Below are 23,489 nucleotides of genomic sequence, written 5' to 3'. Positions count from 1 at the left end.
CGTATCTCTCAGCGGCGACTTTTATATCCTATCACAGTTTCAAGCAGTTCGTCAAGCACTTTTTTAAAATTCTTTTTTCAGTGCGTTTCGTTCGGCTGAAGTTGTGAGGTCTTCGTTTGGAAGAGCCGTTTATTAATGTATCACGTAGTAAGCCAGCAAGTCAACACTTTGTTTGCAAATTTATTGATATTTATACGTTTTATCAATAAAAGCGGGCTTTTGAGCAGCAATACTTATCGGATTATACCTTGAGAACGCTTCTTTGTCAGCGGGTTTTAGAAAAATTACATATAAAAAGACGTCCATGAGTTGAACTCCCATGAACGTCTTTTAGAAAAAGATGATGCTATCTTACTTTTATAGTTCTCTACGTCCTTCCAAAGCTTTGGAAAGTGTTACTTCATCGGCGTATTCCAAATCTCCACCTACCGGAAGACCATGCGCAATCCGGGTGACTTTAATCTCGAACGGACGAACCAGACGCGAAATGTACATCGCTGTCGCTTCACCTTCGATATTCGGATTGGTCGCCAAAATCAACTCTTGCACTTTTTCATCGCTTAGACGGTTGAGCAGCTCTTTCAATCGAATATCGTCAGGGCCGATTCCTTCCATAGGAGAGATCGCACCGTGAAGAACGTGATAATACCCGTCAAACTCTTTGGTACGCTCCATCGCGACCAAATCTTTGGGATCTTGAACCACACAAATGACTGACGCGTCGCGCTGTTTGTCTTGGCAGATTCGACAAGGGTCGGTATCCGTGATATTCCCGCAGATCGAACAGTAATGCAGATTCCGCTTCACGCTAACCAGCGCTTTGGCAAAATCGATCACATCGTCTTCTTTCATATTCAATGCGTGAAAAGCCAGCCTCGCAGCCGTCTTGGGTCCGATTCCGGGTAGACGGGAGAACGATTCAATCAGCTTGGCAATCGGCTCTGGATAATGCAAGGCCACACTTCCCTTTTAGAAATAGTTTAGAATAGACCTGGAATTTTCATGCCGTTCGTGAATTTGCCCATATCTTGGTTTGCCAGATCTTCCGCTTTTGTCAAAGCATCGTTAACAGCAGTCAAGATCAAGTCTTGCAGCATTTCCACATCTTCCGGATCTACCGCTTCAGGTTTGATATTAATCGCGATCACTTTTTTATGACCGTTTACTTCTACGTTGACAACGCCGCCGCCCGAAGAACCTTCAACTTTTTTAGTGCCGAGTTCTTCTTGAGCTTTCATCATTTGCTCTTGCATCTTTTTAACCTGTTTCATCATTTGGTTCATATTGTTATTCATCGTAATCTCTCCTTAAAAGTAAACCTCGATTTCACCGCTATTTAAAAATAGACGACGCACCGGGTGGGATTCATTCTTTGATAACAACCAGATCTTCTCCAAACAAATTCAAAGCTTCGTCTACCCACGGCTCTTTGCTGCCTGCCTCTTCCTCTTGTTGCAATTCCAACACTTCGGATTGAGGAGACGCCGCTGACTCGGCAGATTCTGTCCAGTCTTTTTGCATAATCGTGAGCAAACTCCATTGACCGCCCAAGAAATCCGATAATACTTGTTCCACGACTTGGCGATTTGCCGGTTTTTCGATCGTTTCCCGATGAATATCGTTTTTAAAAGCGACCAATACGGAATCGTCCAATGCCGATACCGGCTCACCGTTGGTAAACCAAGCATGAACCGTGACCTTCTCTTCTTTTACCCGTTGAAGCACTTGATTCCACTTACTGCGAATATCTTTGAACGAATCATCGTCTTTGCGTGCCAGATATTGATCCATATGAGGCGGAAGCTTAGCCATACGAGATACACGTGGTGCATTTTGACGAGCAGCCGGACGATTTCCACCCGACTCATTGCCGCCGCCACCCGCAGATACTCCGTTACGCATCGCTTGCTCTAGCTTTTTCTCCAGATCAGCGATGCGACTTTCGAGACGTTTGACACTTTGAGTGTCTATTGAAGGAGAAGTTGCACTTACTGCATCTTGCGATGCCGCTTCGGCGCGATCTCCTACACTGACAAGATTCAATAACGCCACTTCAAATAAAATTTGCGGATTGGCTGCGTATTTCATCTCGTTCTGATAACGACTCAATGTATCAATCGTGCGGAACAGATGGTCTTTGGAAAAATGCTCGGCGACTGCGCGGAAAGATTCGGCATCAAGTACACGCTCGGTCATATGCTCAGCATTCGGAACCATTTTGATCATTAACAGATCGCGGAAGTAGTAAAGAAGGTTCTCCATACACTTATCCGCACTTTTGCCGTCTTGCATCCAACTCTCAACGGTTTGCAGAACGCCGCCGGCGTCTTTGGCAGAAAGATATTCGGCAAGTGCCGAAAACTGCTCGGAAGCAATCCCGCCTGTCATCCCAAGTACTTGGTCGTAAGTGACTTTGCCTTCGGTGAAAGACGAAATCTGATCGAGTACACTCAGTGCATCTCGCATCCCGCCATCGGATAAGCGCGCAATATACTGCAATGCACTTTCTTCAGCTTCAATCTGTTCTTCGCGGCAAATTTGAACCAAACGCGACGTTTGCTCTTCCAGCGACACTCTACGGAAATCAAAACGCTGACACCGTGAAATAATCGTCGCCGGAAGCTTATGCGGTTCGGTTGTCGCCAAAATAAACATCGCATGCTCCGGCGGTTCTTCGAGCGTCTTCAATAGAGCATTAAACGCTTCCGTCGTAAGCATATGGACTTCATCGATAATATAAACTTTACGCCGAACTTCGGTCGGAGCATATTTGATCTTCTCGCGCAGATCCCGGATCTCTTCTACACCCCGGTTAGAGGCAGCATCGATCTCAAGCACGTCCATCACCGCACCGGCTGCGATACGCTTGCACGTCTCGCATTCGTTACACGGTTCGGGAGCAGGTCCTTTTTCACAGTTCACGGCTTTTGCCAAAATCTTCGCGGCACTGGTCTTGCCCGTTCCCCGAGGTCCGCTGAACAAGTAGGCATGAGACACCCGTTGTTCACGAATCGCGTTCTGCAACGTTCGAATAATATGCTGTTGTCCCACCATGTCCTGGAAGGACTGCGGCCGCCAAGCCCGGTAAAGCGCAATATGTTCCATTAGCGGCTCCTTCTTTTTTGGACTATCGTCTTCCCTTAATTATACTATATTTTCAGCCAATAAAAAACAAAAACACCTCTGCCTGCGGCAAAGATGTCGATCATTCACTTATTAAAAAGTTAAACCGTGCACCCGCCTTCGATACGTTGTCATCCAAGCGGCACCTCTACCCAACAACTCGGACTAGGCCACCCTCCGGCACAAAAGCTGGTCTGCTTATGGCTGCTTCCTTCCGGATCTGACCAGGTTCACAGGTGCTCATTGCGGAGGACCCAATCGTCAACATTATGTGTAAAGACCAAACCTTACAGGACAAGACCTCGAACGGGAATTCAACCTCGCTATAGCGGATTGCGAGTTACAGGGCACCGCTACCTCCCCGTCTAGCACGGCATTATTGATTATACGGGATACAAAAAGAAAACGCAAATGGTCGGCTTTATGATTGCCGACCGCGCCTTGGGTTCGGTTTCGATCGGCGCTCGGCTTGTTTTCCGGCCCGAAGATGTATTCATCTTCGGGTAAACGGAAATCCAAAAGTCGCTTCGATTCGAAACCGAACCTGCGGCGCTCGTTTCCGGCTCCCTTTTTGCTGGGAGGGAGCGGAAACGAAATGACAAAAGGCTACGCGGCAATCTAAACCGCGCAGCCTTTTGTCTATTTTAAAACCCACAACCTTCAAGATAAGGTTGTGGAGCGCCGCTCGAAGAGTTTAAGTTCGTTCGGAGCGACTTCGGCTTTGCTTCATTGTGATTGGAGACAATCTTGTCTCCAATGGGGGAAGCAAAACGAGCGGAGCGAAAGAATGAACTTAAACTCGCCCTACGATCGGACTTTTAGCACGGCGCTGATCAACCGGCGGCACATGCGTATACGAGCCGATCACAACGTTCGGCAACTCTTCGCGGAAAATCTCCAGCATCTGCTTCATGCCCAGCAGTTCGCTGCGCGCAGGAGGAATAAGCTCCATATAGCTTTCCGGGTCAATATTCAGATTCCGCATCTGAATCAATTTCAGATCGGTGCGACGCGCAAATTCGATCATCGCTTCGATCTCTTCTTCACGGTCGGTAACACCCGGGAAGATCAAATAGTTGATCGACGTATAGACGCCTTGCTGCGCAGCGTAGATCATCGACTTTTCAACATTTTTGAGATTATAAGCACGCGGCTTGTAGTACGCATTGTAATGATCGTCCAAAGCGCTGATCGTACTTACGCGCATCAGATCAAGACCTGCATCCACGATCCCGCGGATATGGTCGGTCAAGCCGGCATTCGTATTGATATTGATATAGCCCATATCGGTACGCGAGCGAACTTCGCGCATCGCTTCGATAATGATCTTAGCTTGCGTAGAAGGCTCGCCTTCGCAACCTTGACCGAAACTGATGATCGACTCCGGCGTCGTCAAATGTTCCATCATAATCTGAACGATCTCGTCTGTACGCGGACGGAAGTTCATCCGAGTTTGCGGCGCAACAAAGCCGCTATCGTCCGGTTGCTCAGAAATACACCCGAAGCAGCCTGCATTACAAGAATACGAAACAGGAACGCCGCCTTCCCAGCGGCCGAGGAACGTATTCGAAGAAGTCAGACACTCGTAACCCAGCGCACAGTTAGACAAATGCGCATAAAGGCGATTTTCTGGATACTTTTCGACGAAGTCGTGCACTTTTTTGTTCAGTTCTTTTTTATCGCAATTGTCCGGGTTCCACTTTTCTGGATCATCGCATTGTTCCGCTGTTACATAGAAGTTTCCGTCTTTCCAGACGACAGCGGAATAACCGAATAACGGCAATTTGTATTCTTTGTCGGTTTTGACGTAGCCAGGCAAAGCTAGACGCGTAAAACCTTGCGGAAGCAAAGCGCCAACCGCTTGCATTCCGTCGAGTGCGACCATTTCGCCACTATCGGGATCAAGAGCGACTGGTTTGGTACTTGGAAGACCGACCAATGTCGCGCCTTCCGGGAGCGGAATCAGTTCTTCGTCCATAATTTCAATAATTATATCAGCGCTACGCGCCAAAGCTAACAGTTCGGGGTGATCGTATACGTTGCCGTTTTCGTCGGCATAAACCAAATGCATGGATGAAGTCTCCTTTTAGCGGGCTTGCGCTTGATGCTTTGACGCATGAACTCTTGTATTTACAGCTATTATCGTCTCGTTTACGCCGTTTGATTACTGAGCGGCGCAGCGCAATGTAACCCGATATCGATCTTTTATTTTGTCGGTACAGTAGGTGCAGTTGTCGCGGAAGCGGTCCGTGCCGGGCGTCTAGTTGAGCTTGAAGACGAGTTTCCGCTAGTTTTTGCAGCTGTCGAAGATGTCGGTTTTGCTTTGCTTTTTTCTTCGGTCACATCTAACGACGCCAAAAACTCAGCGTTATTTTTAGCATTTTTCAGCTTTTTCAGGAAACCTTCGATAAAGTCGAATGAATCGTTCATGCTTTTACGTACATGCCAGACCGCATCCAACTCTTCTTTGGACAATAACATTTCTTCGCGGCGCGTACCGGAACGACGAATATCGATCGCCGGGAAAATTCGACGTTCGGCAAGTTTGCGATCCAAATGCAGTTCCATATTACCAGTTCCTTTAAATTCTTCATAGATAATATCGTCCATTCTGGAGCCGGTGTCAATGAGTGCCGTCGCCAAAATCGTCAAACTGCCGCCTTCTTCGACGTTACGAGCCGCTCCGAAGAATCGTTTCGGACGGTGGAACGCGGCTGGGTCGATACCACCGCTTAGCGTACGACCGGATGGCGGGATAACCAAATTGTAGGCGCGTGCAAGTCTTGTAATGCTATCCAATAAAATAACGACGTCTTTTTTGGATTCGACCATACGCAAAGCTCGCTCTAATACGAGTTCCGCAACTTTGATATGATTTTCAGGCAATTCGTCAAAGGTCGAGGCTACGACTTCGCCTCGAACCGAACGCTGCATATCGGTGACTTCTTCCGGACGTTCGTCGATTAGTAATACGAAAAGTTCAATATCCGGATTGTTTTCCGAGACGCTGTTGGCGATTTCTTTGAGCAATTGCGTTTTGCCGGCTTTTGGAGGAGCAACGATCAAGCCGCGCTGACCTAAACCTACAGGAGCAATCAAGTCAACAATACGTGCCGACAAGCGATTTTGCGTTGTTTCCAATGGAAGCTTTTTCTCCGGATATAACGGGGTCAGCGCCGGGAAATGAAGACGTTCCGAAGCGGTAGCCGGGTCGAGTCCATTAACGGCATTTACTTGTAGCAAACCGAAATAGCGTTCATTTTCTTTAGGAGCACGGCATTTTCCCGATACCAAGTCTCCGCTACGCAGATCAAATTTACGAATTTGAGAAGCAGAGATATAAATATCTTCGGTACTTGGCAAATAATTGATTGGACGTAAAAATCCGTAGCCTTCAGGTAAAACTTCGAGTACACCTTGCATAAACATCAGACCGCTTTGTTCCGCCTGTGCACGCAAAATAGCAAAAACTAATTCTTTTTTCTTCATTTGGCTGTAGTACGTAATTTGATGTTGCTTCGCTAATTTATAAAGATCGGTCAATTTCATAACTTCCAAATCGGAAATTTGTAAATCCATGTAAGATAACCACCTATTCAATTTTATATTGGAAGGCTCCGCGCCGCTTAGTAAAAAGCTCTAGCCGGATACCGTATGTGCAAATTTAACGTTTGATCGAAGACCGATGTCTAGAATCAAATCAAATATATTCATCAGAATATCTATATTTAAACGAAAACCGAACTGCGCTCGTAACTACGATGTAAAAAATTTGGAGTCTGACCAATGAGTGTTAGGCGCGAATCGCTCAGAAAGAGTTATCGATCAACGTTGAAATCGGGTCAAGCCCGAAGAAAGAGACAGGAGTAAGACGTCTGGAAATGAGAGAAACGGAGAAAGGAACTTCCATTTACTTACGATAAGCATTACCCAATTTATAAAAAGCTGAAAAAAATGCGGACGCGACCGGAGGTCGCGCCAGCCTTGAAAATCACACCGTTTGACGCCAAACATCGGCTCCCAAACTACGAAGATTAGCGACCAGATTATCGTAACCGCGATCAATATACTCGACGCCTTCGATCTCGGTCACACCGTTTTCTACGGTAAGCCCCGCAATGACTAATGCAGCACCAGCACGCAAATCAGCAGCTTGAACTTTTGCCGCATTTAATTTGCCACCTTCAATGACCGCAGAACGACCTTCGACACGGATTTTTGCCCCCATACGAACCAGTTCAGGCACATGCTTAAAACGATTACTGTATACAAAATCGCTTAATACACTTGCTCCATTCGTCTGTGTCAACAAACTCGTCATTGGCGATTGAAGATCGGTCGGGAAGCCTGGGTAAACCAGAGCTTTGACATCAATATGCTGATAATCAGGCCCGCCGATAATACGGATACTTTCATCCATTTCTTCAACCGTAACGCCGATTTCTTGCAATTTGGCTGTTAACGCTTCTAAGTGCTTGGGAATAACGCTATCAATTAACACATTGCCTCGCGTTGCCGCAGCAGCAATCATGTATGTTCCGGCTTGAATTCGGTCAGGAATAATCGAATGTCGGCAACCATGCAGCTTTTCAACGCCTTCGATACGGATTGTCTCTGTACCGGCGCCTTTGATGCTGGCTCCCATTGAGTTAAGTAAAGTCGCTACGTCTATAATTTCAGGCTCTTTCGCCGCGTTTTCGATAATGGTAGAGCCTTTGGCTTTTGAAGCCGCCAGCATAATATTGATTGTTGCTCCTACACTTGCAACATCCAAATAGATTTTGGTTCCGACAAGGCCTTCTGAATGCAAATGAATAGCGCCGTGTTCATTTACTGCGGTCGCTCCCAATGCTTCAAATCCTTTGATATGTTGATCGATTGGACGAGGTTCAAAATTACAACCTCCAGGCAATCCGATCAATGCTTCGCCAAACTTGCCGAGTAAAGCTCCCATCATATAATAAGAAGCTCTTAATTTTTTGACCGATCCATTAGGCATCGGAATCGACTTGACTTGAGACGGATCGATTCGCATCTGGCTACCTTCCCAAGATACGCGAGCGCCAAGCCCTTCAAGAATCTCAGCATACACCGCTACGTCGCTGAGCAGCGGGAGGTTGTCCAATATCACTTCGGAATCGGCAAGAAGCGCCGCAGGAATAAGCGCAATTGCGCTGTTTTTCGCACCGCTGATCGTAACCGTTCCTTGAAGCGGACGACCGCCAGTGACCATTAATTTCTCCATAAGTTGAAAGGTCCCCCTACATGTTGTGCAGCCATTCAAAGAAGACTGAAAATTTAAACACACCGATTTTAAAACAAAATGGAAAGACACCGCTAGGCACGGTGACCTTTCCATAATGAATGAGTGCTTCAGGTTTTGCAATAAAAATCGAATTTACGCGCAAAAAGGGCGCACATTCGATTCTCGCCTACATTTAGGCTTTGTTGCTCGAACCGAATTCTTTAATTTTGCTGATTACAGTTGCTTTGATTGCATCGCGGCCCGGTACGATAAATGTACGTGGGTCATAAGCGTCAGGCTTAGCAGCCAGAACTTCGCGAACAACTTTAGCAAATGCGATTTGGTTTTCTGTGTTTACGTTGATTTTCGACGTGCCCAGAGAAATCGATTTTTGGATGTCATGCAGCGGGATACCCGTACCGCCGTGAAGTACCAGTGGAAGGTTAACCGCATCGCGGATTTCTTCCATCTCTTTGAAGCCCAAGTTTGGCTCGCCGTGGTAAGGACCGTGTACGGAACCCAGTGCTGGAGCCAATGTGTCGATACCTGTTTCTTTTACGATGCGTACGCATTCGTTCAAGTCAGCATATTGAATACCGCCGATTACGTCGTCTTCTTGTCCGCCTACAGTACCAACTTCAGCTTCTACCGAAGCGCCTTTGGAATGTGCGTATTCAACGACTTTTTTCGTCATTTCGATATTCTCTTCGATTGGGTGGTGCGAACCGTCGATCATAACGGAAGTGAACCCAGCGTCGAGAGCTGCTTTACACTTATCGAAGCTCGAACCGTGGTCAAGGTGAATCGCAACAGGAACGCTAATGTTCATGTCGATCAACAGACCTTCTACCATTTTCACAACTGTATTGAATCCGCCCATGTGACGAGCTGCGCCTTCGGATACACCGAGAATGACTGGCGATTTTTCTTCTTCAGCTGCGCCCAGGATGGCTTGTGTCCACTCCAGGTTGTTGATATTGAATTGACCTACCGCGTACTTTTCTTCCAGAGCTTTGTTCAACATATCTTTCATCGAAACTAATGGCATTGTTGTTCCTCCTAATTAAATGTTGGATTTCTAACTTGAACCGACATCCATACTCTTCATTATAACACTCTCGCTTCAAATACTAAACAGGCAGGTTGTAAACTTCATGAAATTTGCATGAATGAAGCATCTATACCGATTCAGAAGCTTCAGATTCTTTATTCGCCCCGCAAATGACGACCGACAGCAAGGCGCATTTCGTCAATATCGAAAGGCTTTGTGAAGTGCATCAAAGCGCCTTGGTCTTTGGCTTCTTTGATCATATCGAGTTCACCGTAAGCCGTCATCATAATGACTTTAATATCAGGATCTTGAGCTTTGATATGACGAAGAATTTCAAGTCCGTCCATACCGGGAATCTTCATATCCAATAAAACTAGATCAGGTCGATCGGTCTGGAGCAAAGCAAGTGCCTCTTTTCCGTTAGCGGCTTGATAAGTCTGGTACCCTTCACTGCCAAAAACTTCGGTCAGCAGCATTCGGATTCCGTTTTGATCGTCGACGATTAAAATTTTATGTTCGCTCATATTCACTCATCCTCCCCCAGTTCTTTTGTAGAATATAGATGTAAGGCTTGAGATGCCGATTCTTTTTATAGACATAGGAGCTTTCGCTTCCCTATTCATTCGTTTACACTACAAAATAATGAATTCGACTTTTAATGGCAGTTTCCTGCTAATTCAAGCAAGAAACCGAATATTTCCCAATATCGGACGAACACGGAGAGAATAGCGAAAAAAGAAAGACTCGGCAATCGCCAAGCCTTTCTGGATTAGTTTTAGTCAACCGTATACGTGATAGCTGCTTTCACGAATTCACGGAACAGCGGTTGTGGACGGTTTGGTCTTGACGTGAATTCTGGGTGGAATTGTACAGCCAAGAACCAAGGGTGATTAGGCAATTCAACAATCTCAACCAGACGACCGTCTGGCGAAGTACCGGAAATCACGAGACCTGCTGCTTCGATCTGTTCGCGGTAAGCGTTGTTGAACTCGTACCGGTGACGGTGTCTTTCGTAGACCAATTCGTCATCGTAACATTGCATCGCCAAAGAACCTTCAACGAGTTTGCACGGATACAGACCCAGACGCATTGTGCCGCCCAAATCTTCGATATCTTTTTGTTCCGGCAGCAAGTCGATAACCGGGAAAGTTGTCGTTGCATCGATTTCCGAACTGTTCGCGCCTTCCATATTCGCCAAAGCACGTGCATATTCGATTACCGATACTTGCATGCCCAGACAAATACCGAAGAACGGTACATTGTTTTCACGCGCATAACGGATGGCTACGATTTTGCCTTCGATTCCGCGATCGCCGAAACCGCCTGGAACCAAAATGCCGCCGAGCCCATCGAGTTTGGCTTCTACGTTTTCTTCGGTCAGTTCTTCTGCATCGACCCAACGGATTTTCACGTCGGCGTTCGCATCGAAACCAGCATGCGACAACGATTCAACCACACTCAAATACGCATCATGCAATGCAACATATTTGCCGACAATCGCGATTTCGACTGTTTTCTCCAACTTGCCGATACGTTCAACGAGCGCTTCCCATTCGGACATATCCGGTTGCGGCGTATCCAGCTTCAAATGCTTAACGACGATTTCGTCCAATCCTTCAGCACGCAAGTTCAAAGGAACTTCGTACAAAGTAGCCGCATCGCGGCATTCCACGACAGCGTCTTTGTCCAGATCGCAGAACAATCCGATCTTCGCTTTTGTATCTTCGGACAGTTCGTATTCGGTACGGCAAACGATCACGTTTGGCTGAATACCGATACTGCGAAGTTCTTTTACGCTATGCTGAGTTGGTTTTGTTTTGATTTCGCCCGCAGCTTTGATGTAAGGAATCAACGTAACGTGGATATACATGACGTTATCGCGACCTACATCGCTACGAAGCTGACGAATCGATTCCAAGAACGGCAAGCTCTCGATGTCGCCTACCGTACCACCGATTTCGGTGATGACAACGTCGGAACCGGACTCGCGTCCAGCGCGCATGATGCGTTCTTTGATCTCATTCGTGATATGCGGGATAACTTGTACGGTTCCGCCCAAGTATTCGCCGCGGCGTTCTTTGCTGATAACCGAAGAATAGACTTTACCTGTCGTTACATTGCTGTTTTTGGACAAGTTGATATCGATAAAACGCTCGTAGTGCCCAAGGTCAAGATCCGTTTCCGCGCCATCGTCGGTTACGAATACTTCACCGTGTTGATACGGGCTCATTGTTCCTGGATCGACGTTGATATATGGATCGAATTTTTGAATCGTTACTTTTAGACCTCTATTTTTGAGAAGTCGACCGAGCGAAGCTGCTGTGATGCCTTTGCCAAGCGAAGATACAACACCGCCTGTTACGAAGATATACTTAGTCACTGTAAAAAACCCCCTGTACTGTCATTTTGTTTGATTCTCAAAACGTTCCGGCGCCCTATGGTTAATCGTTTGGGATAGCAATACGTATGGAAATCACCCTATAAAAAACAAAAAAAGTGACACCCGTGTCCACGGGGCACTTTTATCGCTTTTCCATATTAATCCGTACTTAAATCAAAAGCCCAAGCAATAGTTTACCTTCTCGTTACGGGGCTGTCAAGCAGGTAAAGGTGGCATTTTCGACCCCTTTTCCCACTTGATAAAAAGCCCTGTTCGGTCACGAAATAAACGTCTTACTCTTTGTCTTGATCGTCTTCGTCGTACTCTTCGTCCTCGTCTTCGTCGAGATCTTCTTCATCCATCTCTTCGCCTTCGATTTCTTCTTCGTCGTCTTCGATCTCGTCGTCTACGATGACATCTTCATCCGAATCGTCTTCGTCAGCATCGAACAGATCGTCGTCTTCGTCGTTCGCATCATCGAATGCTTCTTCATCCGACTCTGCATTGAAGGAAGTATCATCATCCAGATCGTCGTCGTCTTCGTCATTAATAATACGTGGACGCTTCGCACTGACAACCGGATCTTCGGATTTCTCCAGTGGGTACCAACGTTTCAGACCCCAAAGGTTCGTTCCGACGCAAGCAAAACGACCGTCGATATTAATCTCGGTGTATAGTTGCGCGATCATATCTTTCGCTTCTTCGTCAGTCATGCCGCGTTGGCGTCCGACTTCTTTCATCAGGTCTGGATAGTAGTAAGGCTCATTCGCTTTTTTAAGAATCAAAAAGGCAAGATCGACCATAGGCATTTCGCGGATTTTTTCGTTATCGATCGACAATTCAATCGGTGCAGGTGTCAATTGGACACGTCCTCTCCAAAACATAATTCAATTCAGTCGTGCAAAAAAAGTCAACCTAAGTAAAACGCATTCGAGCACAAAAAGCAAGTTCGGTCTTACATCCGTTCCGGTGCAGAAACCCCGATCAGACGCAGAACATTCGCAATGACGATGCGTACCGCACCCAGCAAAGCAAGGCGAGCTTGGGTAACCTCTGCATCTTCGGTGATAAAGCGTTCTGCTTTATAGTAGCTATGCAGCATTGCCGATACTTCGTAAACGTAACGGGTCAAACGGTGCGGCGCATAACCTTCGGCAGCAATCCGAATTTCTTCCGGAAGCTCGCCCAGTTTGCGAAGCAACTCGTATTCGTGATTGGCAGTCAGCTTGCTCAAGTCAACTTGATCCAGCGGAAGCACGGTCACATTTTGCTCAGCCGCTTGACGGAAGATACTGCAAATCCGCGCATGAGCGTATTGAACATAAAATGCCGGATTTTCATTGGATGTCGAAACGGCAAGATCCATATCAAAGTCCAAATGCGAATCCATGCTGCGCATGGTGAAGAAATAACGCATCGGATCCACGCCTACTTCATCCATCAAATCTTGCATCGTGACCGCTTTACCGGTACGTTTGGACATTTTGACTTTCTCGCCGCCTTGGAACAGACTCACCATTTGAGCGATCAATACGATCAGCTTTTCTGGATCATTGCCCAATGCTTGCATAGCCGCCTTCATCCGTGGGATATAACCGTGGTGATCGGCTCCCCAAATGTTCATCACTTTGTCGAAACCGCGTGCGTATTTATTGCGGTGGTACGCGATATCCGGCGTCAGGTACGTATACGTGCCGTCGTTTTTGATCAATACGCGGTCTTTGTCGTCACCGTATTTGGTTGTTCTCAGCCAAGTTGCGCCGCCTTCTTCGAATACTTCGTCACGCGAACGAAGTTCGTCGAGCGCATCAAGAACCTGCCCATTTTCATAGAGGGAAGTTTCACTGAAAAAGACGTCAAAATGAACGCGGAAACGATCCAAGTCGCGGCGAATTTTTTGCATTTCTTTTTCCAAACCGTACGTACGCATGTATTCCATCAGTTCGCCTTGACTCAGTGACAGCAAACGATCGCCTTCGAGTTCGACCAATTCTTTGGCAAAACCTTTGATATCTTCGCCGTGGTAGCCGTCTTCCGGCATTTCGGCTTCTTGACCTAATTCTTGCTTATAACGAGCTTCGAGCGACAAACAAAGATTCGTCACTTGGTTGCCGGCGTCATTAATGTAGTATTCGCGAGAGACTTCATATCCGGCGAAATCAAGCAGGTTGCAGAGTGCATCGCCTACAGCGGCGCCGCGAGCATGTCCCAAGTGCAGACTGCCTGTCGGATTGGCGCTGACAAATTCCATCTGTACGCGTTTGCCGGCTCCTTCCTCGACGCGTCCGTAGTTTTCGCCTTGCGCGTATACCGCATTTACGACCGGATACAGATAGCTTTTATTCAACGTAAAGTTGATAAAACCAGGACCTGCGATATCGGCTTGTTGAATCCCCGCAGCTTCACGATCCAAATTCTCTAAAATCGCTTCAGCAATCATACGCGGATTTTTTTTGGCGATACGAGTTAACTGCATCGCAGCGTTGGTAGACAAGTCACCATGTGTTTTGTCTTTCGGCACTTCCAGCCCGATCTCTGGAATATCGGCTTCGGCAACGATTCCGGATTTCGCGATCGCTTGTGCGACTGCCTTTTTTACAATGTTCTCTAACTGTTCAAGCGGGTTAATCGTCATGTGAATGGACTTCCTCCTGTATGGTTAAGCTAACGGCAAAATTGCCTGAGATCACGTCATGTACTTCCAATTCGTATTCCCAGTGAATCTTTCCTGTGAAACCTTGCATATCCACGCCTAGTTCCCGGGTATGGGCAATCATTGCAAAACGCGTGTAAGGCGAACGGTAAAAACCGGATAAAGCTTCTCCTTTGCGGAAAGACTGTTCCGATTCCACCTCGCCGTGGCGGATGACTTTCAATTCGTCTTGCGTCACCTTAACTAGCGTTCGGATACTCTCTGCCCCGCTCGCTCCCGGTTCTTCGTAACGGATATAAAGGGATTTATCTTTTTGAAAAACTTGTCCGGTGAGACTCTGCTCGACCGTCTCTTCGTCTTGTCGGCTGTTGATCGTAATCAACACGCGGCTCATGCCTTGCATAATGCTTCCGCTCCTATCTTTCTCGATGAAGATTTCCTCTATGATACTATAGCATATTGTAAAGGTCGAAAGGCTGAATTCAAACAAGTCGTGGCAGAAAAGGTTTTTTTCGAACTCTATGATAACATAAAGATTAAATCTAGGTGATTCGGAATAAAATGGAGGGTACTACTTTGAGTAAAAATCAGAAGAAGATATTAAAGATTGCTGGCTTGATTTTGTTAGGTATTGTGGTTCTTACCGCATTATTTCAATTTTTCGGAATTATCTTTAGTATGATTGCTTTTTTTAGAGCATAACTAGATCTATACATCATAGTCCAGACTTAGGAGGCCATATGACATCTGATCAAAATCCAGCGACCGGTAACTTTAATCCGCTACCCCCTTCTTTATTCGCTGCCAAAGCGTTATATGCGTCGCCTCGATTACTTGGTCAAACGCTGGTAAGGCGTACCGAAGTTGGCGAAATCCGTAGTCGCATTATCGAAACGGAAAGCTATGGCGGGATCGAAGATAAAGGAAGTCACGCTTACGGAGGGCGACGCACGAATCGTACGGAGATTATGTTTGGTGCAGGCGGTCATACTTACGTCTATCTGATCTACGGTATGTATCATTGCTTAAACGTCGTGACCGGCGACATTGACGATCCTCAAGCGGTGTTAATCCGAGCCGTCGAACCTTTGACACCGGAAGATGAACGAAAAATGCGGATACTACGCCAAATCCGATCTAAAAAAGCAGTAGATTTGTCAGGTGGACCGGGAAAGTTATGCCGCGCATTGGATATCGATAAGTCGCTCAACGGCTGTCTATTGACTGTACCTACTTCACCTTTATATATAGAAGCAGGCGATAACGTTCATGATTTGCCTATTGTACGTTCACCGCGTATCAATATCGATTATGCGGAAGAGTATACCGCGAAGCCGTGGCGCTTTTTTATCAAAGGAAATGCTTATGTATCGGTAAACGACAAAGCAAACCCGCCTAAAGCCTGTTATTTATGAAGAAATAGATAAGGACATCAAAAAAGCGTCTACTCTTAACTCGCAGAGCGACGCTTTTTTGTCTGTAAAAAGAAGAAAGGCGTACTAGAAATTTATTCGCCGCCTAATTCGTTTTTCAATTCTTCCGGAGAGCGTGCCCACCATTCCGGGTTATGCGTCGCCAGCAACGTTTTAAGCGCAGCTTTGGACTCGGCATCCATTTCGTTAAGCATAATCTTGCGCTTGATCGCATAGTCGAGCTTGTTCACGTGATCCGCTAAAATTTTGAACCCGCGCTTCGTTTCGCTGTTGATCCACATCTCGCAAGCCGTCGCTCCTGCATAACTACCGCCTTCTTCGGTCTTATCTACCGCAACCCACACGAGCCATACGAGACGTCCGCCTTCCGCGTCTTGACGCTCCGCTGTAAACTTGATGCCGCGTTCGACTTTGCTTTTGGCGTGCATCGCTCCGACGTCGATTCGAGCTTCACCCTCATCTATAATGATCGGGGATACGTTGTTAAGATTGATGGCTCCAGTACCGAATCCTTTATGTTTGCTGCTTTTTTGACTGCTGCTAATAATATTCAGCCCGAGCTGTTTTTTGCCTGTCTGATTTTCTTCCATAACGGGATTTTTCTCCCCTTTCTCACAAATAAATAGCTCACGTTCTCACTTAAATTCTTGCAAAAAGTTAACCTTTTTTCTGTAAACTGTTCATCTTTCTCTATTCTATCCGATAAAAAGACGAAAGCAAAACAAAAAACCTGAAGTTTATCCGGTTATCTTGTCGAAAAACGCCTGCTTTCTCTCTTTTACAAATTCTTGAGCATCTAAATTTTGAGGGCTTTTACTCCGAAAAATGGATAAAAAACGTTGGTTCTACGCCATTTTAGCGTTCTTGATGGAAGGTCCGTGCTAGGCACGCGTCAAGAAAGGGTTAAATAAACGTTTGCCAACGGTGAAGTCCTTTGCTACAATGTGTTTTGTGAGTAGTAACAACTTTGTAAACTTTGATTGAAGCCATAGAATGAACGACAACCAAAAGCAATATTGACGACACGACGAACTCAACTTTCGGTGCAAACCAAGATCTAAGCCGAATTTCGGCACCGGGAAGCGGGGGAACCAGTTATGGGTGAATTGACTTCGCAACGAAGGAGTCATAGGGGGACCTTCTCAACCGAATCCTTAAGCTAACCTCGCAGGCAAAATGGAAGGGGTACAATGTCTTTGAAGAAGAAGCTGACAGCCGCAGTAATGGGTCTCGCTATCGCATTTAGCGTTGTGACTACAGGAAACGCTCATGCAGACTCGAAATTGGACAACGTAATTGATTCTGCACTCGGAACACCATACCGCACAGCAGGAACATCACTCAATGGATTTGATTGCTCAGGATTTACAAGCTATGTATTTGATAAACTTGGTATTGATCTGCCACGTCAGTCTTCTGCTCAATACGGAGCAGGCAGCAAAGTAAGCAAAAGCGATCTTCGCTCTGGCGATCTCGTATTCTTCAATACAAACGGCCGCGGCATTTCGCACGTTGGCATTTACGTAGGAAACAACAAATTCGCCCACTCTTCGTCTTCGAACGGAGTGCGCTACGATAGTCTTGGATCTAGCTACTATGCAGATCGTTATGTAGGAGCTGCTCGCGTGATGAGCACTTACTCGTATAACGAACTTGCCGGAAAATAAAATTTCCCTTTTCATTTAAACATTCTATCTACTTTATTATATGCTCGAAGCCGCATTTGGATGATTGTGATCCTGACGATGCGGTTTTTTTCTTGTCTACCATTGATTACCCGTCTCAAAATCCGCTAAACGGGTTTTTCCCATTTTCTTTACACTTTTAAAAAAAGGAGTGATTAGCATGACTGTAGCTCTTTACGAGGTTCGAACGATGACGGAAAAAGAAGCCGAAGTTGTCGCGGGTTGGCGTTACGAAGCCCCTTACGATATTTATGGGTGGATGCCGTGGGAAGAAATGAAACAACTCGGCATCGAATTTGGCGATCCCGAGCTGCGTATTCAGCAATATGTGAGTGTGTATCGAAGTAACCTTTTACAAGGATTTGCTCAATTATTCCCGCTTGAAGGAACAACCCGGCTCGGTATTGGCATGAAACCGGATCAATGCGGGCAAGGCATGGGTGTAGATTTCGTCAAGGCTGTAACTACTGAAGCGCTACGCCGAGGCCCCGGTCAAGAAATCGATCTGGAAGTGCTCACCTGGAATCAAAGAGCGATCAAAGTATATCAAAAAGCAGGCTTTGAAATCACCGATCTGTATGAACGTATGACGCTTGACGGATCGAAGCCTTTTTATTGCATGGTGTATTCCGCTCCCTCAGGTATTTAAACCAAAGGCACAAATGTCATTTGTTGATCGCCGACCAAAATATTAATACGGTGCGTTACCGGATCATGAATGACAACACCACTCCCTACATCGATTGACGGCTGCGTTCCCAGTGCGTAGAACAAATCTTCTGCCAGCGCTTCATGCACTTCAAGCCGATCCTCAGTGCCCAAGCGCTCCCAATCCTCTGCTTCCATCTCGAAAAACACATAGCTATCTGGAATCGATGCAACCGCTTTTGTTAGATCTTGTAGAATGTCCCCGTAATCTCTGCCATGTTTAACTCCCATTTGTATGACTCCTTTTTGTCCATTTTAGTAAACCTGCTCTCTTATTTTCATTATAGCGCAATTTGTCTCTTAAAAAAAAAGCTCCCCCTGTCGATAAAAAGCATAGGAGTCATAGGGTGTTTTTTATCGAAAGAAAGATGCGGTCGGTGTAGTTCGCACACGCCAGGGATGGCTTATTGTGCTTATGCAAGTTTTATATTCTCATGGATGAGGTGCTTACATGGAATTATCGTCACTTATCGGTCTAGTCTTAGCTTTAGTTTCTATCTTTGTCGGTATGATTTTAAAAGGAGCTCCGTTAACCTCGCTAGCGGTTCCCGCAGCCTACCTTATTATTATTGGCGGTACGGTATCGACAGTGTTCGTCGGCTTCCCGATGAGCGACTTGAAAAGTTTCCCGAAGCTTGTCAAAATCTTTTTGTTCAAACCTAAAACAATCGACAAAGCCGCATTGGTCGGAATGTTTATGGACTGGGCATCGATCACTCGCCGCGAAGGTCTGCTTGCGTTGGAGTCCAAAGTCGATGAAATCGATGATGACTTTTTGCGTAACGGAATGCGGATGATTATCGACGGCAACGATCAAGAGTTTGTGAGCGATGTATTGATGGAAGATATACACGCGATGGAAGAACGTCACCGGGTCGGTGCACAGATCTTCGCCCAAGCCGGCATGTATGCGCCAACGCTTGGCGTACTCGGCGCCGTGGTCGGTCTGATTGCCGCACTCGGCGAGCTTGAAGATATGAACAAACTTGCCCACGCGATCGCGGCTGCTTTTATCGCCACATTGCTCGGGATCTTCGTTGGTTACGTATTGGCTCACCCAATCTCCAACAAACTCAAACGCGTATCCAAAAAAGAAGTCGAAGTACGTATGATGATGGTCGAAGGTCTGCTCTCGATCCAATCCGGCGTCTCGACAATCGCAATCAATCAGAAGTTAGCTGTATTCTTGACTCCTACCGAACGTAAAAAGCTAGAAGAAGACAAGGGAGGCGGTTCGAGTGGCCAAGAAAGCTAGACCGGAACACCACGAAGAACATGCCGACGAAAGTTGGCTGCTCCCTTATTCCGACTTAATGACCCTGCTACTCGCTTTATTTATTGTATTGTACGCAATGAGTTCGGCTAACGTGAGTAAATTCGAAGCGATGGCGGAAGCTTTCGATTCGGTCTTCCACGGTGGCAAAAGCGTCTTAGAACATACGTCGACTAATCAAGATAACGATGCACAAGACGGTAGCAAATCCGTCGAACAGATGTCGGCAGAAGCAAAAGAAACCAAACAAGCCAAACAAACTCAACAAGATTCACCAGATAAGACTTTGGAAGAACTGAAGAAAAAAGAACAAGAAGATCTGATGAAGCTGAAAAAGCAATTGGACAGCTACATCGCAAGCAACGGGCTAAGCAATCAGCTCGAAACGAATCTAAACCAATCGCAGCTTAAAATTATTATTAGCGATAAAGCGTTGTTCGCTTCGGGCGAATCGACGGTAAAACCGACATCGCGTAAACTTGGCGCTTCGATTGCAAATATTCTCAAAAACTTCCCAGGCTACAATATCGAAGTGATTGGTCATACCGATAATATTCCGATCTACAACAATCAATTTAAATCGAACTGGGATTTGAGTTCTGGACGAGCGAACAATTTCCTTCAAGTATTGTTGCAAAATAAGAATTTGGATCCGGTACGTTTCACCGCAATCGCGGCAGCGGAATATCATCCGATTGCTTCCAATGCAACAGCGGCAGGTCGTGCGCAAAATCGCCGAGTCGAAGTTTCGATTATTCGGAATTATCAAGATTCGAAAAACACGATCAGCACAGCGAATACGTCTTCTCCGTAAAAGTTGACAGGCATCTAGTCAGTCAGCCGTAAATCAAAACCTCTTCCTTTTTGGAAGAGGTTTTCTTTATCCACAGGCAATTCACAAATCCACAACTGTAAGGTAGAATATGTGCATAACACTGTGGATTACTGCTTACTTATCCACAATTTTATACACACCATGTTAACAACGCGAATATTTGTTCGATAAATTTGGATACATGTATCTCGAAAGGAGCTTTATTTTTGGACGAATCACAGCAAAATCAACACGAATATTGGATGAGAGTGGCGATCGAAGAAGCGAAAAAAGCCGAAGAAATCGGAGAAGTTCCAATCGGTGCGATTATCGTTCGTCACGGTGAAATTATAGGTCGAGGATATAATCTGCGCGAAACTACGCACGATGCGACAGCCCATGCAGAAATGATCGCAATTCGAGAAGCCAGTGAAAAGATTGGCGCTTGGCGGCTACTCGATTGTACGCTATATGTCACACTGGAACCTTGCCCGATGTGTGCAGGAGCCATTGTTCAAGGGCGCGTGCCGCTTGTCGTATACGGAACGCCAGATCCGAAAGCCGGTTGTGCAGGTACTCTAATGAATTTACTGCAAGAACCTCGTTTCAACCATCGGACAGAATTGATTGAAGGTGTCCTGCAAGAAGAATGCGCACAGTTATTGTCTGACTTTTTCCGCGGATTGCGTGTTCGGATGAAAGAACGCAAGTTATTAAAACGTGCGGAACAACAAAAAAGCGACCTTTAAAGGTCGCTTTTTTGTATTCAATCTGTATTCGATATTTACAAATTAGAAGTTCATGTTTTCCAACTCATCAAGTGTGATGGTTTCTGTAGGAACTCCAACTTCGAACGTTTGAGCTTCGTTGACTTTGCTGTACGTCGACGAACCTGTCATCGACATTTTACCCGAAGTATCGGATTCAGCATCTGTGAAGTTCACGTCTACCACCATTTTTTGGTGAATCGGGAACTTGTCTTTGTTCAGTGCTGTATCCAACTGGAACGTGTTCACAGTCAGGTAATTTTTCAACTCGTCCAGATCTTTGTTCATTTGCTCGTTATCTGTTGTGCTCAGTTCCGATTTCGCATCTTGCAGATCTTGTTCAGTCAGACCCAACATTTCGCGATATTCCGGAGTATCCAATGTTTCGATGACTTTAGGCAAGGCTACGTTTACCAATGTTGTGATCGCGTCTTTTACGTTGTCGTTTGTCACTTCAAAACGTACTACGTCTTCAGCTGTCACGCCTTCAGGAAGACCTGCATCGCCTACTGCAACTTTTTTGAAGTATTTACCTTCGTCAAAGCTATCCAGTACCGCCGCACTCAGATCGGAACTCAGCTTTTGCGAGTTTTTCGGATCAAGCATCGCTTCGTTGAACTCTGCGCCTTGCTGTGCAGCCAGTTCTTTCATATCGATCTCGATGAATTTACCGACGATGCTTTGCGGCAATGGCAACAATGCGATGTTCGGTACTTTAATGTACATTTTTTCTTTTGTCATTACGATTGGAAGTTTAATGGTCATTTCCATATCGCCTTTGAGTTTAACTTCAAGGTTCATTTCCGCTTGCATTGGGTCACCTTGATATACCGTTTTCACATTGAACTCGGCGCCTTTAAGCATGCTTACGACTTGATTGACACTTGTAGAATCCATGCTGGATGGAGGAACCGTAACCGTCAGTTCGTTGATCGTGAAGTTACTATCCATTTGATAAGATGTCATTTGCGAAGCGCTGGCTACCGAAGATTTCAACAATGCTTTTGGTGATTCTTCAGCTTTTGTAGCTGCAGGATTTGCTGCGTTGCTTCCGCAACCGGACAATACGAGCGCCCCTGTCAATGCTAAAGCGCTAAAGCTCCCGAATAATTTTTTGTTCATGTTTTGTGTTCTCCCCTATCGTTTCTGTATAATTTTTGAAAATAGCTAATACCCAATACCCTTTTGCTGAATCAACGAATCTTCGTTTGATTCTTTCTTGAACGTTGCTGACATGCCTAAGTATACGTGAAGGTTTTTCGAAAAGTTTCATAATTTTAAAATTGGATATTACGGCTTACAAAAAATACAGGTCTTAGGAACTAATACATTTCCCAAGTCCTGTATAAAAAATAAGGAATACGAATAATTTTTAATGAATATCTTTTTTCTTGAAGCGACCGCCTTTGACATCATGAATATTACCGACTGCCAAAAAAGCTTTATCATCGAACTGATTGACGATTTCTTTAAGCTTTGCTTCTTCAAGCCGCGTGATCACGCAGAAAATAACTTTTTTCGGATCTCCTGTAAAACCGCCTTCTCCCGACAAATAGGTCACACCGCGCCCTAATCGATCCAAAATCGCGTTGCCGATATCGTCAATCTGGTCACTGATGATCCAGACAGATTTCGATTCATTCATGCCTTCGATCGTAACGTCGATTACTTTGTAAGCAATATAGTAGGCAAGAATTGAGAATAACGCCCGATCCCAACCAAAAACAAATCCAGCGCCGGATAAAATGAACAAGTTAACGAACATCACGATTTCGCCGACTGAAAAAGGAGTTTTACGTGAAACGAGAATTGCCACAATCTCTGTGCCGTCCAGCGAACCGCCATTTCGAATCACAATACCGGTGCCTACGCCGAGAAAAATACCTCCGAATACAAAAGCAAGCAGCGTATCTGTGACAAAAGCTTGTACGGGATGGAGCAATACCGTGCCAATCGAAAGTACAGTAATACTTAGAAGCGTCGATAAAGCGAATGTTTTGCCGATTTGTTTATAGCCGATGATCAGAAAAGGGAGATTGAATACAAACAGGAAAATACCGAGTTTCCAGCCGCTGAGGAAAGAAGCCATAACCGAAATGCCGGTGATTCCGCCATCGGTAATATTATTGGGGACAAGAAAGAGTTCTAATGAAACGGCAACCAGAATAGCTCCGAATATGATAAAAAAAGTTCTTATTAAGATCTGCCCGATCGTCCTTTTTCCATGCGCTTTGGGCACAGAAGGCTTACGAGGAGGGGACGAGATTGAAGTTTCAGCCATAATTCACGTTCCTTCCGAATAAGTTGTCTATTGCGATAACTTCTCTCCTTTTTGATAACGGATACAAGTGTAAAAA

The 23,489-nt window shown here is 45.7% G+C and carries 23 protein-coding genes, 1 other RNA gene and 1 riboswitch; of the genes, 7 read left to right on the top strand and 17 right to left on the bottom strand.

The window, feature by feature from the left end; translation table 11 throughout:
• Nucleotides 1-357: 357 nt before the first annotated feature.
• The 13 genes from recR to NOM90_RS18830 form a co-directional block, all read right to left on the bottom strand.
• Nucleotides 358-954: a recombination mediator RecR gene (recR, locus tag NOM90_RS18890; RefSeq protein WP_255944256.1), complete on the bottom strand. Its 597-nt coding sequence runs from the start codon at nt 952-954 to the stop codon at nt 358-360.
• Between the two features lie 26 nt (nt 955-980).
• The gene (locus NOM90_RS18885) at nt 981-1,295 is read right to left on the bottom strand and encodes a YbaB/EbfC family nucleoid-associated protein (RefSeq protein ID WP_255944255.1); all 315 of its coding nucleotides are present in this window, start codon (nt 1,293-1,295) and stop codon (nt 981-983) included.
• A gap of 70 nt (nt 1,296-1,365) precedes the next feature.
• Entirely contained in the window at nt 1,366-3,105 is a 1,740-nt protein-coding gene (gene dnaX, locus NOM90_RS18880) for a DNA polymerase III subunit gamma/tau (RefSeq protein ID WP_255944254.1), read from the bottom strand.
• Nucleotides 3,106-3,229: 124 nt separating this feature from the next.
• An RNA gene (gene ffs / locus NOM90_RS18875) (signal recognition particle sRNA large type) lies at nt 3,230-3,497 on the bottom strand.
• A gap of 419 nt (nt 3,498-3,916) precedes the next feature.
• The gene (locus NOM90_RS18870) at nt 3,917-5,194 is read right to left on the bottom strand and encodes a radical SAM family protein (protein ID WP_255944253.1); all 1,278 of its coding nucleotides are present in this window, start codon (nt 5,192-5,194) and stop codon (nt 3,917-3,919) included.
• A 134-nt stretch (nt 5,195-5,328) separates the two neighbouring features.
• The gene (rho, locus tag NOM90_RS18865; RefSeq protein WP_255944252.1) at nt 5,329-6,702 is read right to left on the bottom strand and encodes a transcription termination factor Rho; all 1,374 of its coding nucleotides are present in this window, start codon (nt 6,700-6,702) and stop codon (nt 5,329-5,331) included.
• Nucleotides 6,703-7,114: 412 nt separating this feature from the next.
• Nucleotides 7,115-8,368 carry a UDP-N-acetylglucosamine 1-carboxyvinyltransferase gene (locus tag NOM90_RS18860; RefSeq protein WP_255944250.1) on the bottom strand — a complete coding sequence of 418 codons (1,254 nt, stop codon included), beginning with the start codon at nt 8,366-8,368 and terminating at the stop codon, nt 7,115-7,117.
• 193 nt (nt 8,369-8,561) lie between these two features.
• A complete protein-coding gene (fba, locus tag NOM90_RS18855; protein ID WP_255944247.1) occupies nt 8,562-9,416 on the bottom strand; it encodes a class II fructose-1,6-bisphosphate aldolase in 855 nt (284 codons plus the stop codon).
• A 158-nt stretch (nt 9,417-9,574) separates the two neighbouring features.
• Nucleotides 9,575-9,943 (bottom strand): response regulator, encoded by a 369-nt coding sequence (locus NOM90_RS18850; protein WP_255944245.1) that lies wholly within the window; start codon nt 9,941-9,943, stop codon nt 9,575-9,577.
• Nucleotides 9,944-10,194: 251 nt separating this feature from the next.
• Nucleotides 10,195-11,799 (bottom strand): CTP synthase, encoded by a 1,605-nt coding sequence (locus tag NOM90_RS18845; protein WP_255944243.1) that lies wholly within the window; start codon nt 11,797-11,799, stop codon nt 10,195-10,197.
• Between the two features lie 293 nt (nt 11,800-12,092).
• Nucleotides 12,093-12,608, bottom strand: a complete 516-nt coding sequence (gene rpoE / locus NOM90_RS18840; RefSeq protein WP_255944264.1) for a DNA-directed RNA polymerase subunit delta — start codon at nt 12,606-12,608, stop codon at nt 12,093-12,095.
• A 146-nt stretch (nt 12,609-12,754) separates the two neighbouring features.
• On the bottom strand, nt 12,755-14,434 hold the full coding sequence (gene argS / locus NOM90_RS18835) for an arginine--tRNA ligase (RefSeq protein WP_255944242.1): 1,680 nt from the start codon (nt 14,432-14,434) through the stop codon (nt 12,755-12,757).
• Nucleotides 14,424-14,855, bottom strand: a complete 432-nt coding sequence (locus tag NOM90_RS18830; protein WP_255944241.1) for a YwiB family protein — start codon at nt 14,853-14,855, stop codon at nt 14,424-14,426. Before NOM90_RS18830 ends, argS begins: the two co-directional genes overlap by 11 nt.
• Nucleotides 14,856-15,028: 173 nt before the next feature.
• On the opposite strand from NOM90_RS18830, the gene NOM90_RS18825 reads away from it, so the two are divergent.
• Both NOM90_RS18825 and NOM90_RS18820 read left to right on the top strand, forming a co-directional pair.
• Nucleotides 15,029-15,154, top strand: a complete 126-nt coding sequence (locus NOM90_RS18825; RefSeq protein ID WP_255944240.1) for a hypothetical protein — start codon at nt 15,029-15,031, stop codon at nt 15,152-15,154.
• 38 nt (nt 15,155-15,192) lie between these two features.
• Nucleotides 15,193-15,867, top strand: coding sequence for a DNA-3-methyladenine glycosylase (locus NOM90_RS18820; RefSeq protein WP_255944239.1), 675 nt, complete (start codon nt 15,193-15,195; stop codon nt 15,865-15,867).
• A gap of 92 nt (nt 15,868-15,959) precedes the next feature.
• On the opposite strand, the gene NOM90_RS18815 is transcribed toward NOM90_RS18820, so the two are convergent.
• The gene (locus NOM90_RS18815) at nt 15,960-16,475 is read right to left on the bottom strand and encodes a YwhD family protein (protein WP_255944238.1); all 516 of its coding nucleotides are present in this window, start codon (nt 16,473-16,475) and stop codon (nt 15,960-15,962) included.
• 460 nt (nt 16,476-16,935) lie between these two features.
• Nucleotides 16,936-17,074: riboswitch (cyclic di-AMP (ydaO/yuaA leader) on the top strand.
• A 7-nt stretch (nt 17,075-17,081) separates the two neighbouring features.
• On the opposite strand from NOM90_RS18815, the gene NOM90_RS18810 reads away from it, so the two are divergent.
• Both NOM90_RS18810 and NOM90_RS18805 read left to right on the top strand, forming a co-directional pair.
• Nucleotides 17,082-17,552: a C40 family peptidase gene (locus NOM90_RS18810; protein WP_255944261.1), complete on the top strand. Its 471-nt coding sequence runs from the start codon at nt 17,082-17,084 to the stop codon at nt 17,550-17,552.
• A 178-nt stretch (nt 17,553-17,730) separates the two neighbouring features.
• Nucleotides 17,731-18,219, top strand: coding sequence for a GNAT family N-acetyltransferase (locus tag NOM90_RS18805; protein WP_305121091.1), 489 nt, complete (start codon nt 17,731-17,733; stop codon nt 18,217-18,219).
• On the opposite strand, the gene NOM90_RS18800 is transcribed toward NOM90_RS18805, so the two are convergent.
• Nucleotides 18,216-18,509, bottom strand: a complete 294-nt coding sequence (locus NOM90_RS18800) for a hypothetical protein (RefSeq protein ID WP_255944237.1) — start codon at nt 18,507-18,509, stop codon at nt 18,216-18,218. The two genes, NOM90_RS18805 and NOM90_RS18800, sit on opposite strands and share 4 nt — an antisense overlap.
• Nucleotides 18,510-18,729: 220 nt before the next feature.
• On the opposite strand from NOM90_RS18800, the gene motA reads away from it, so the two are divergent.
• The 3 genes from motA to tadA all read left to right on the top strand — a co-directional run bounded on the left by motA (nt 18,730) and on the right by tadA (nt 21,114).
• Nucleotides 18,730-19,533: a flagellar motor stator protein MotA gene (gene motA, locus NOM90_RS18795; protein WP_255944236.1), complete on the top strand. Its 804-nt coding sequence runs from the start codon at nt 18,730-18,732 to the stop codon at nt 19,531-19,533.
• Nucleotides 19,517-20,365 carry a flagellar motor protein MotB gene (locus NOM90_RS18790; protein WP_255944235.1) on the top strand — a complete coding sequence of 283 codons (849 nt, stop codon included), beginning with the start codon at nt 19,517-19,519 and terminating at the stop codon, nt 20,363-20,365. Before motA ends, NOM90_RS18790 begins: the two co-directional genes overlap by 17 nt.
• Before the next feature lie 227 nt (nt 20,366-20,592).
• Nucleotides 20,593-21,114 (top strand): tRNA adenosine(34) deaminase TadA, encoded by a 522-nt coding sequence (gene tadA / locus NOM90_RS18785; RefSeq protein WP_255944233.1) that lies wholly within the window; start codon nt 20,593-20,595, stop codon nt 21,112-21,114.
• A 42-nt stretch (nt 21,115-21,156) separates the two neighbouring features.
• Here the strand turns inward: tadA and NOM90_RS18780 are convergent, their stop codons facing one another.
• Nucleotides 21,157-22,254 carry a DUF6612 family protein gene (locus NOM90_RS18780; RefSeq protein WP_255944232.1) on the bottom strand — a complete coding sequence of 366 codons (1,098 nt, stop codon included), beginning with the start codon at nt 22,252-22,254 and terminating at the stop codon, nt 21,157-21,159.
• 250 nt (nt 22,255-22,504) lie between these two features.
• Nucleotides 22,505-23,413: a YitT family protein gene (locus NOM90_RS18775; protein WP_255944231.1), complete on the bottom strand. Its 909-nt coding sequence runs from the start codon at nt 23,411-23,413 to the stop codon at nt 22,505-22,507.
• Nucleotides 23,414-23,489: the final 76 nt, after the last annotated feature.

The organism is Saccharibacillus sp. JS10 (assembly GCF_024436065.1).
Classification (GTDB): Bacteria; Bacillota; Bacilli; order Paenibacillales; family Paenibacillaceae; genus Saccharibacillus.
This window is presented reverse-complemented; position numbering and strand designations above follow the sequence as displayed.

Bases quoted from the DNA above. Each gene is read 5' to 3' on its own strand.
- NOM90_RS18820 (WP_255944239.1), top strand. From the start codon at position 15,193: ATGACATCTGATCAAAATCCAGCGACCGGTAACTTTAATCCGCTACCC.
- NOM90_RS18885 (WP_255944255.1), bottom strand. From the start codon at position 1,295: ATGAATAACAATATGAACCAAATGATGAAACAGGTTAAAAAGATGCAA.
- NOM90_RS18800 (WP_255944237.1), bottom strand. From the start codon at position 18,509: ATGGGAGTTAAACATGGCAGAGATTACGGGGACATTCTACAAGATCTA.
- rpoE (WP_255944264.1), bottom strand. From the start codon at position 12,608: ATGCCTATGGTCGATCTTGCCTTTTTGATTCTTAAAAAAGCGAATGAG.
- NOM90_RS18805 (WP_305121091.1), top strand. From the start codon at position 17,731: ATGACTGTAGCTCTTTACGAGGTTCGAACGATGACGGAAAAAGAAGCC.
- argS (WP_255944242.1), bottom strand. From the start codon at position 14,434: ATGACGATTAACCCGCTTGAACAGTTAGAGAACATTGTAAAAAAGGCA.
- NOM90_RS18830 (WP_255944241.1), bottom strand. From the start codon at position 14,855: ATGCAAGGCATGAGCCGCGTGTTGATTACGATCAACAGCCGACAAGAC.
- NOM90_RS18780 (WP_255944232.1), bottom strand. From the start codon at position 22,254: ATGAACAAAAAATTATTCGGGAGCTTTAGCGCTTTAGCATTGACAGGG.
- dnaX (WP_255944254.1), bottom strand. From the start codon at position 3,105: ATGGAACATATTGCGCTTTACCGGGCTTGGCGGCCGCAGTCCTTCCAG.
- NOM90_RS18815 (WP_255944238.1), bottom strand. From the start codon at position 16,475: ATGGAAGAAAATCAGACAGGCAAAAAACAGCTCGGGCTGAATATTATT.
- NOM90_RS18870 (WP_255944253.1), bottom strand. From the start codon at position 5,194: ATGCATTTGGTTTATGCCGACGAAAACGGCAACGTATACGATCACCCC.
- NOM90_RS18860 (WP_255944250.1), bottom strand. From the start codon at position 8,368: ATGGAGAAATTAATGGTCACTGGCGGTCGTCCGCTTCAAGGAACGGTT.
- NOM90_RS18775 (WP_255944231.1), bottom strand. From the start codon at position 23,413: ATGGCTGAAACTTCAATCTCGTCCCCTCCTCGTAAGCCTTCTGTGCCC.
- rho (WP_255944252.1), bottom strand. From the start codon at position 6,702: ATGGATTTACAAATTTCCGATTTGGAAGTTATGAAATTGACCGATCTT.
- fba (WP_255944247.1), bottom strand. From the start codon at position 9,416: ATGCCATTAGTTTCGATGAAAGATATGTTGAACAAAGCTCTGGAAGAA.
- motA (WP_255944236.1), top strand. From the start codon at position 18,730: ATGGAATTATCGTCACTTATCGGTCTAGTCTTAGCTTTAGTTTCTATC.
- NOM90_RS18850 (WP_255944245.1), bottom strand. From the start codon at position 9,943: ATGAGCGAACATAAAATTTTAATCGTCGACGATCAAAACGGAATCCGA.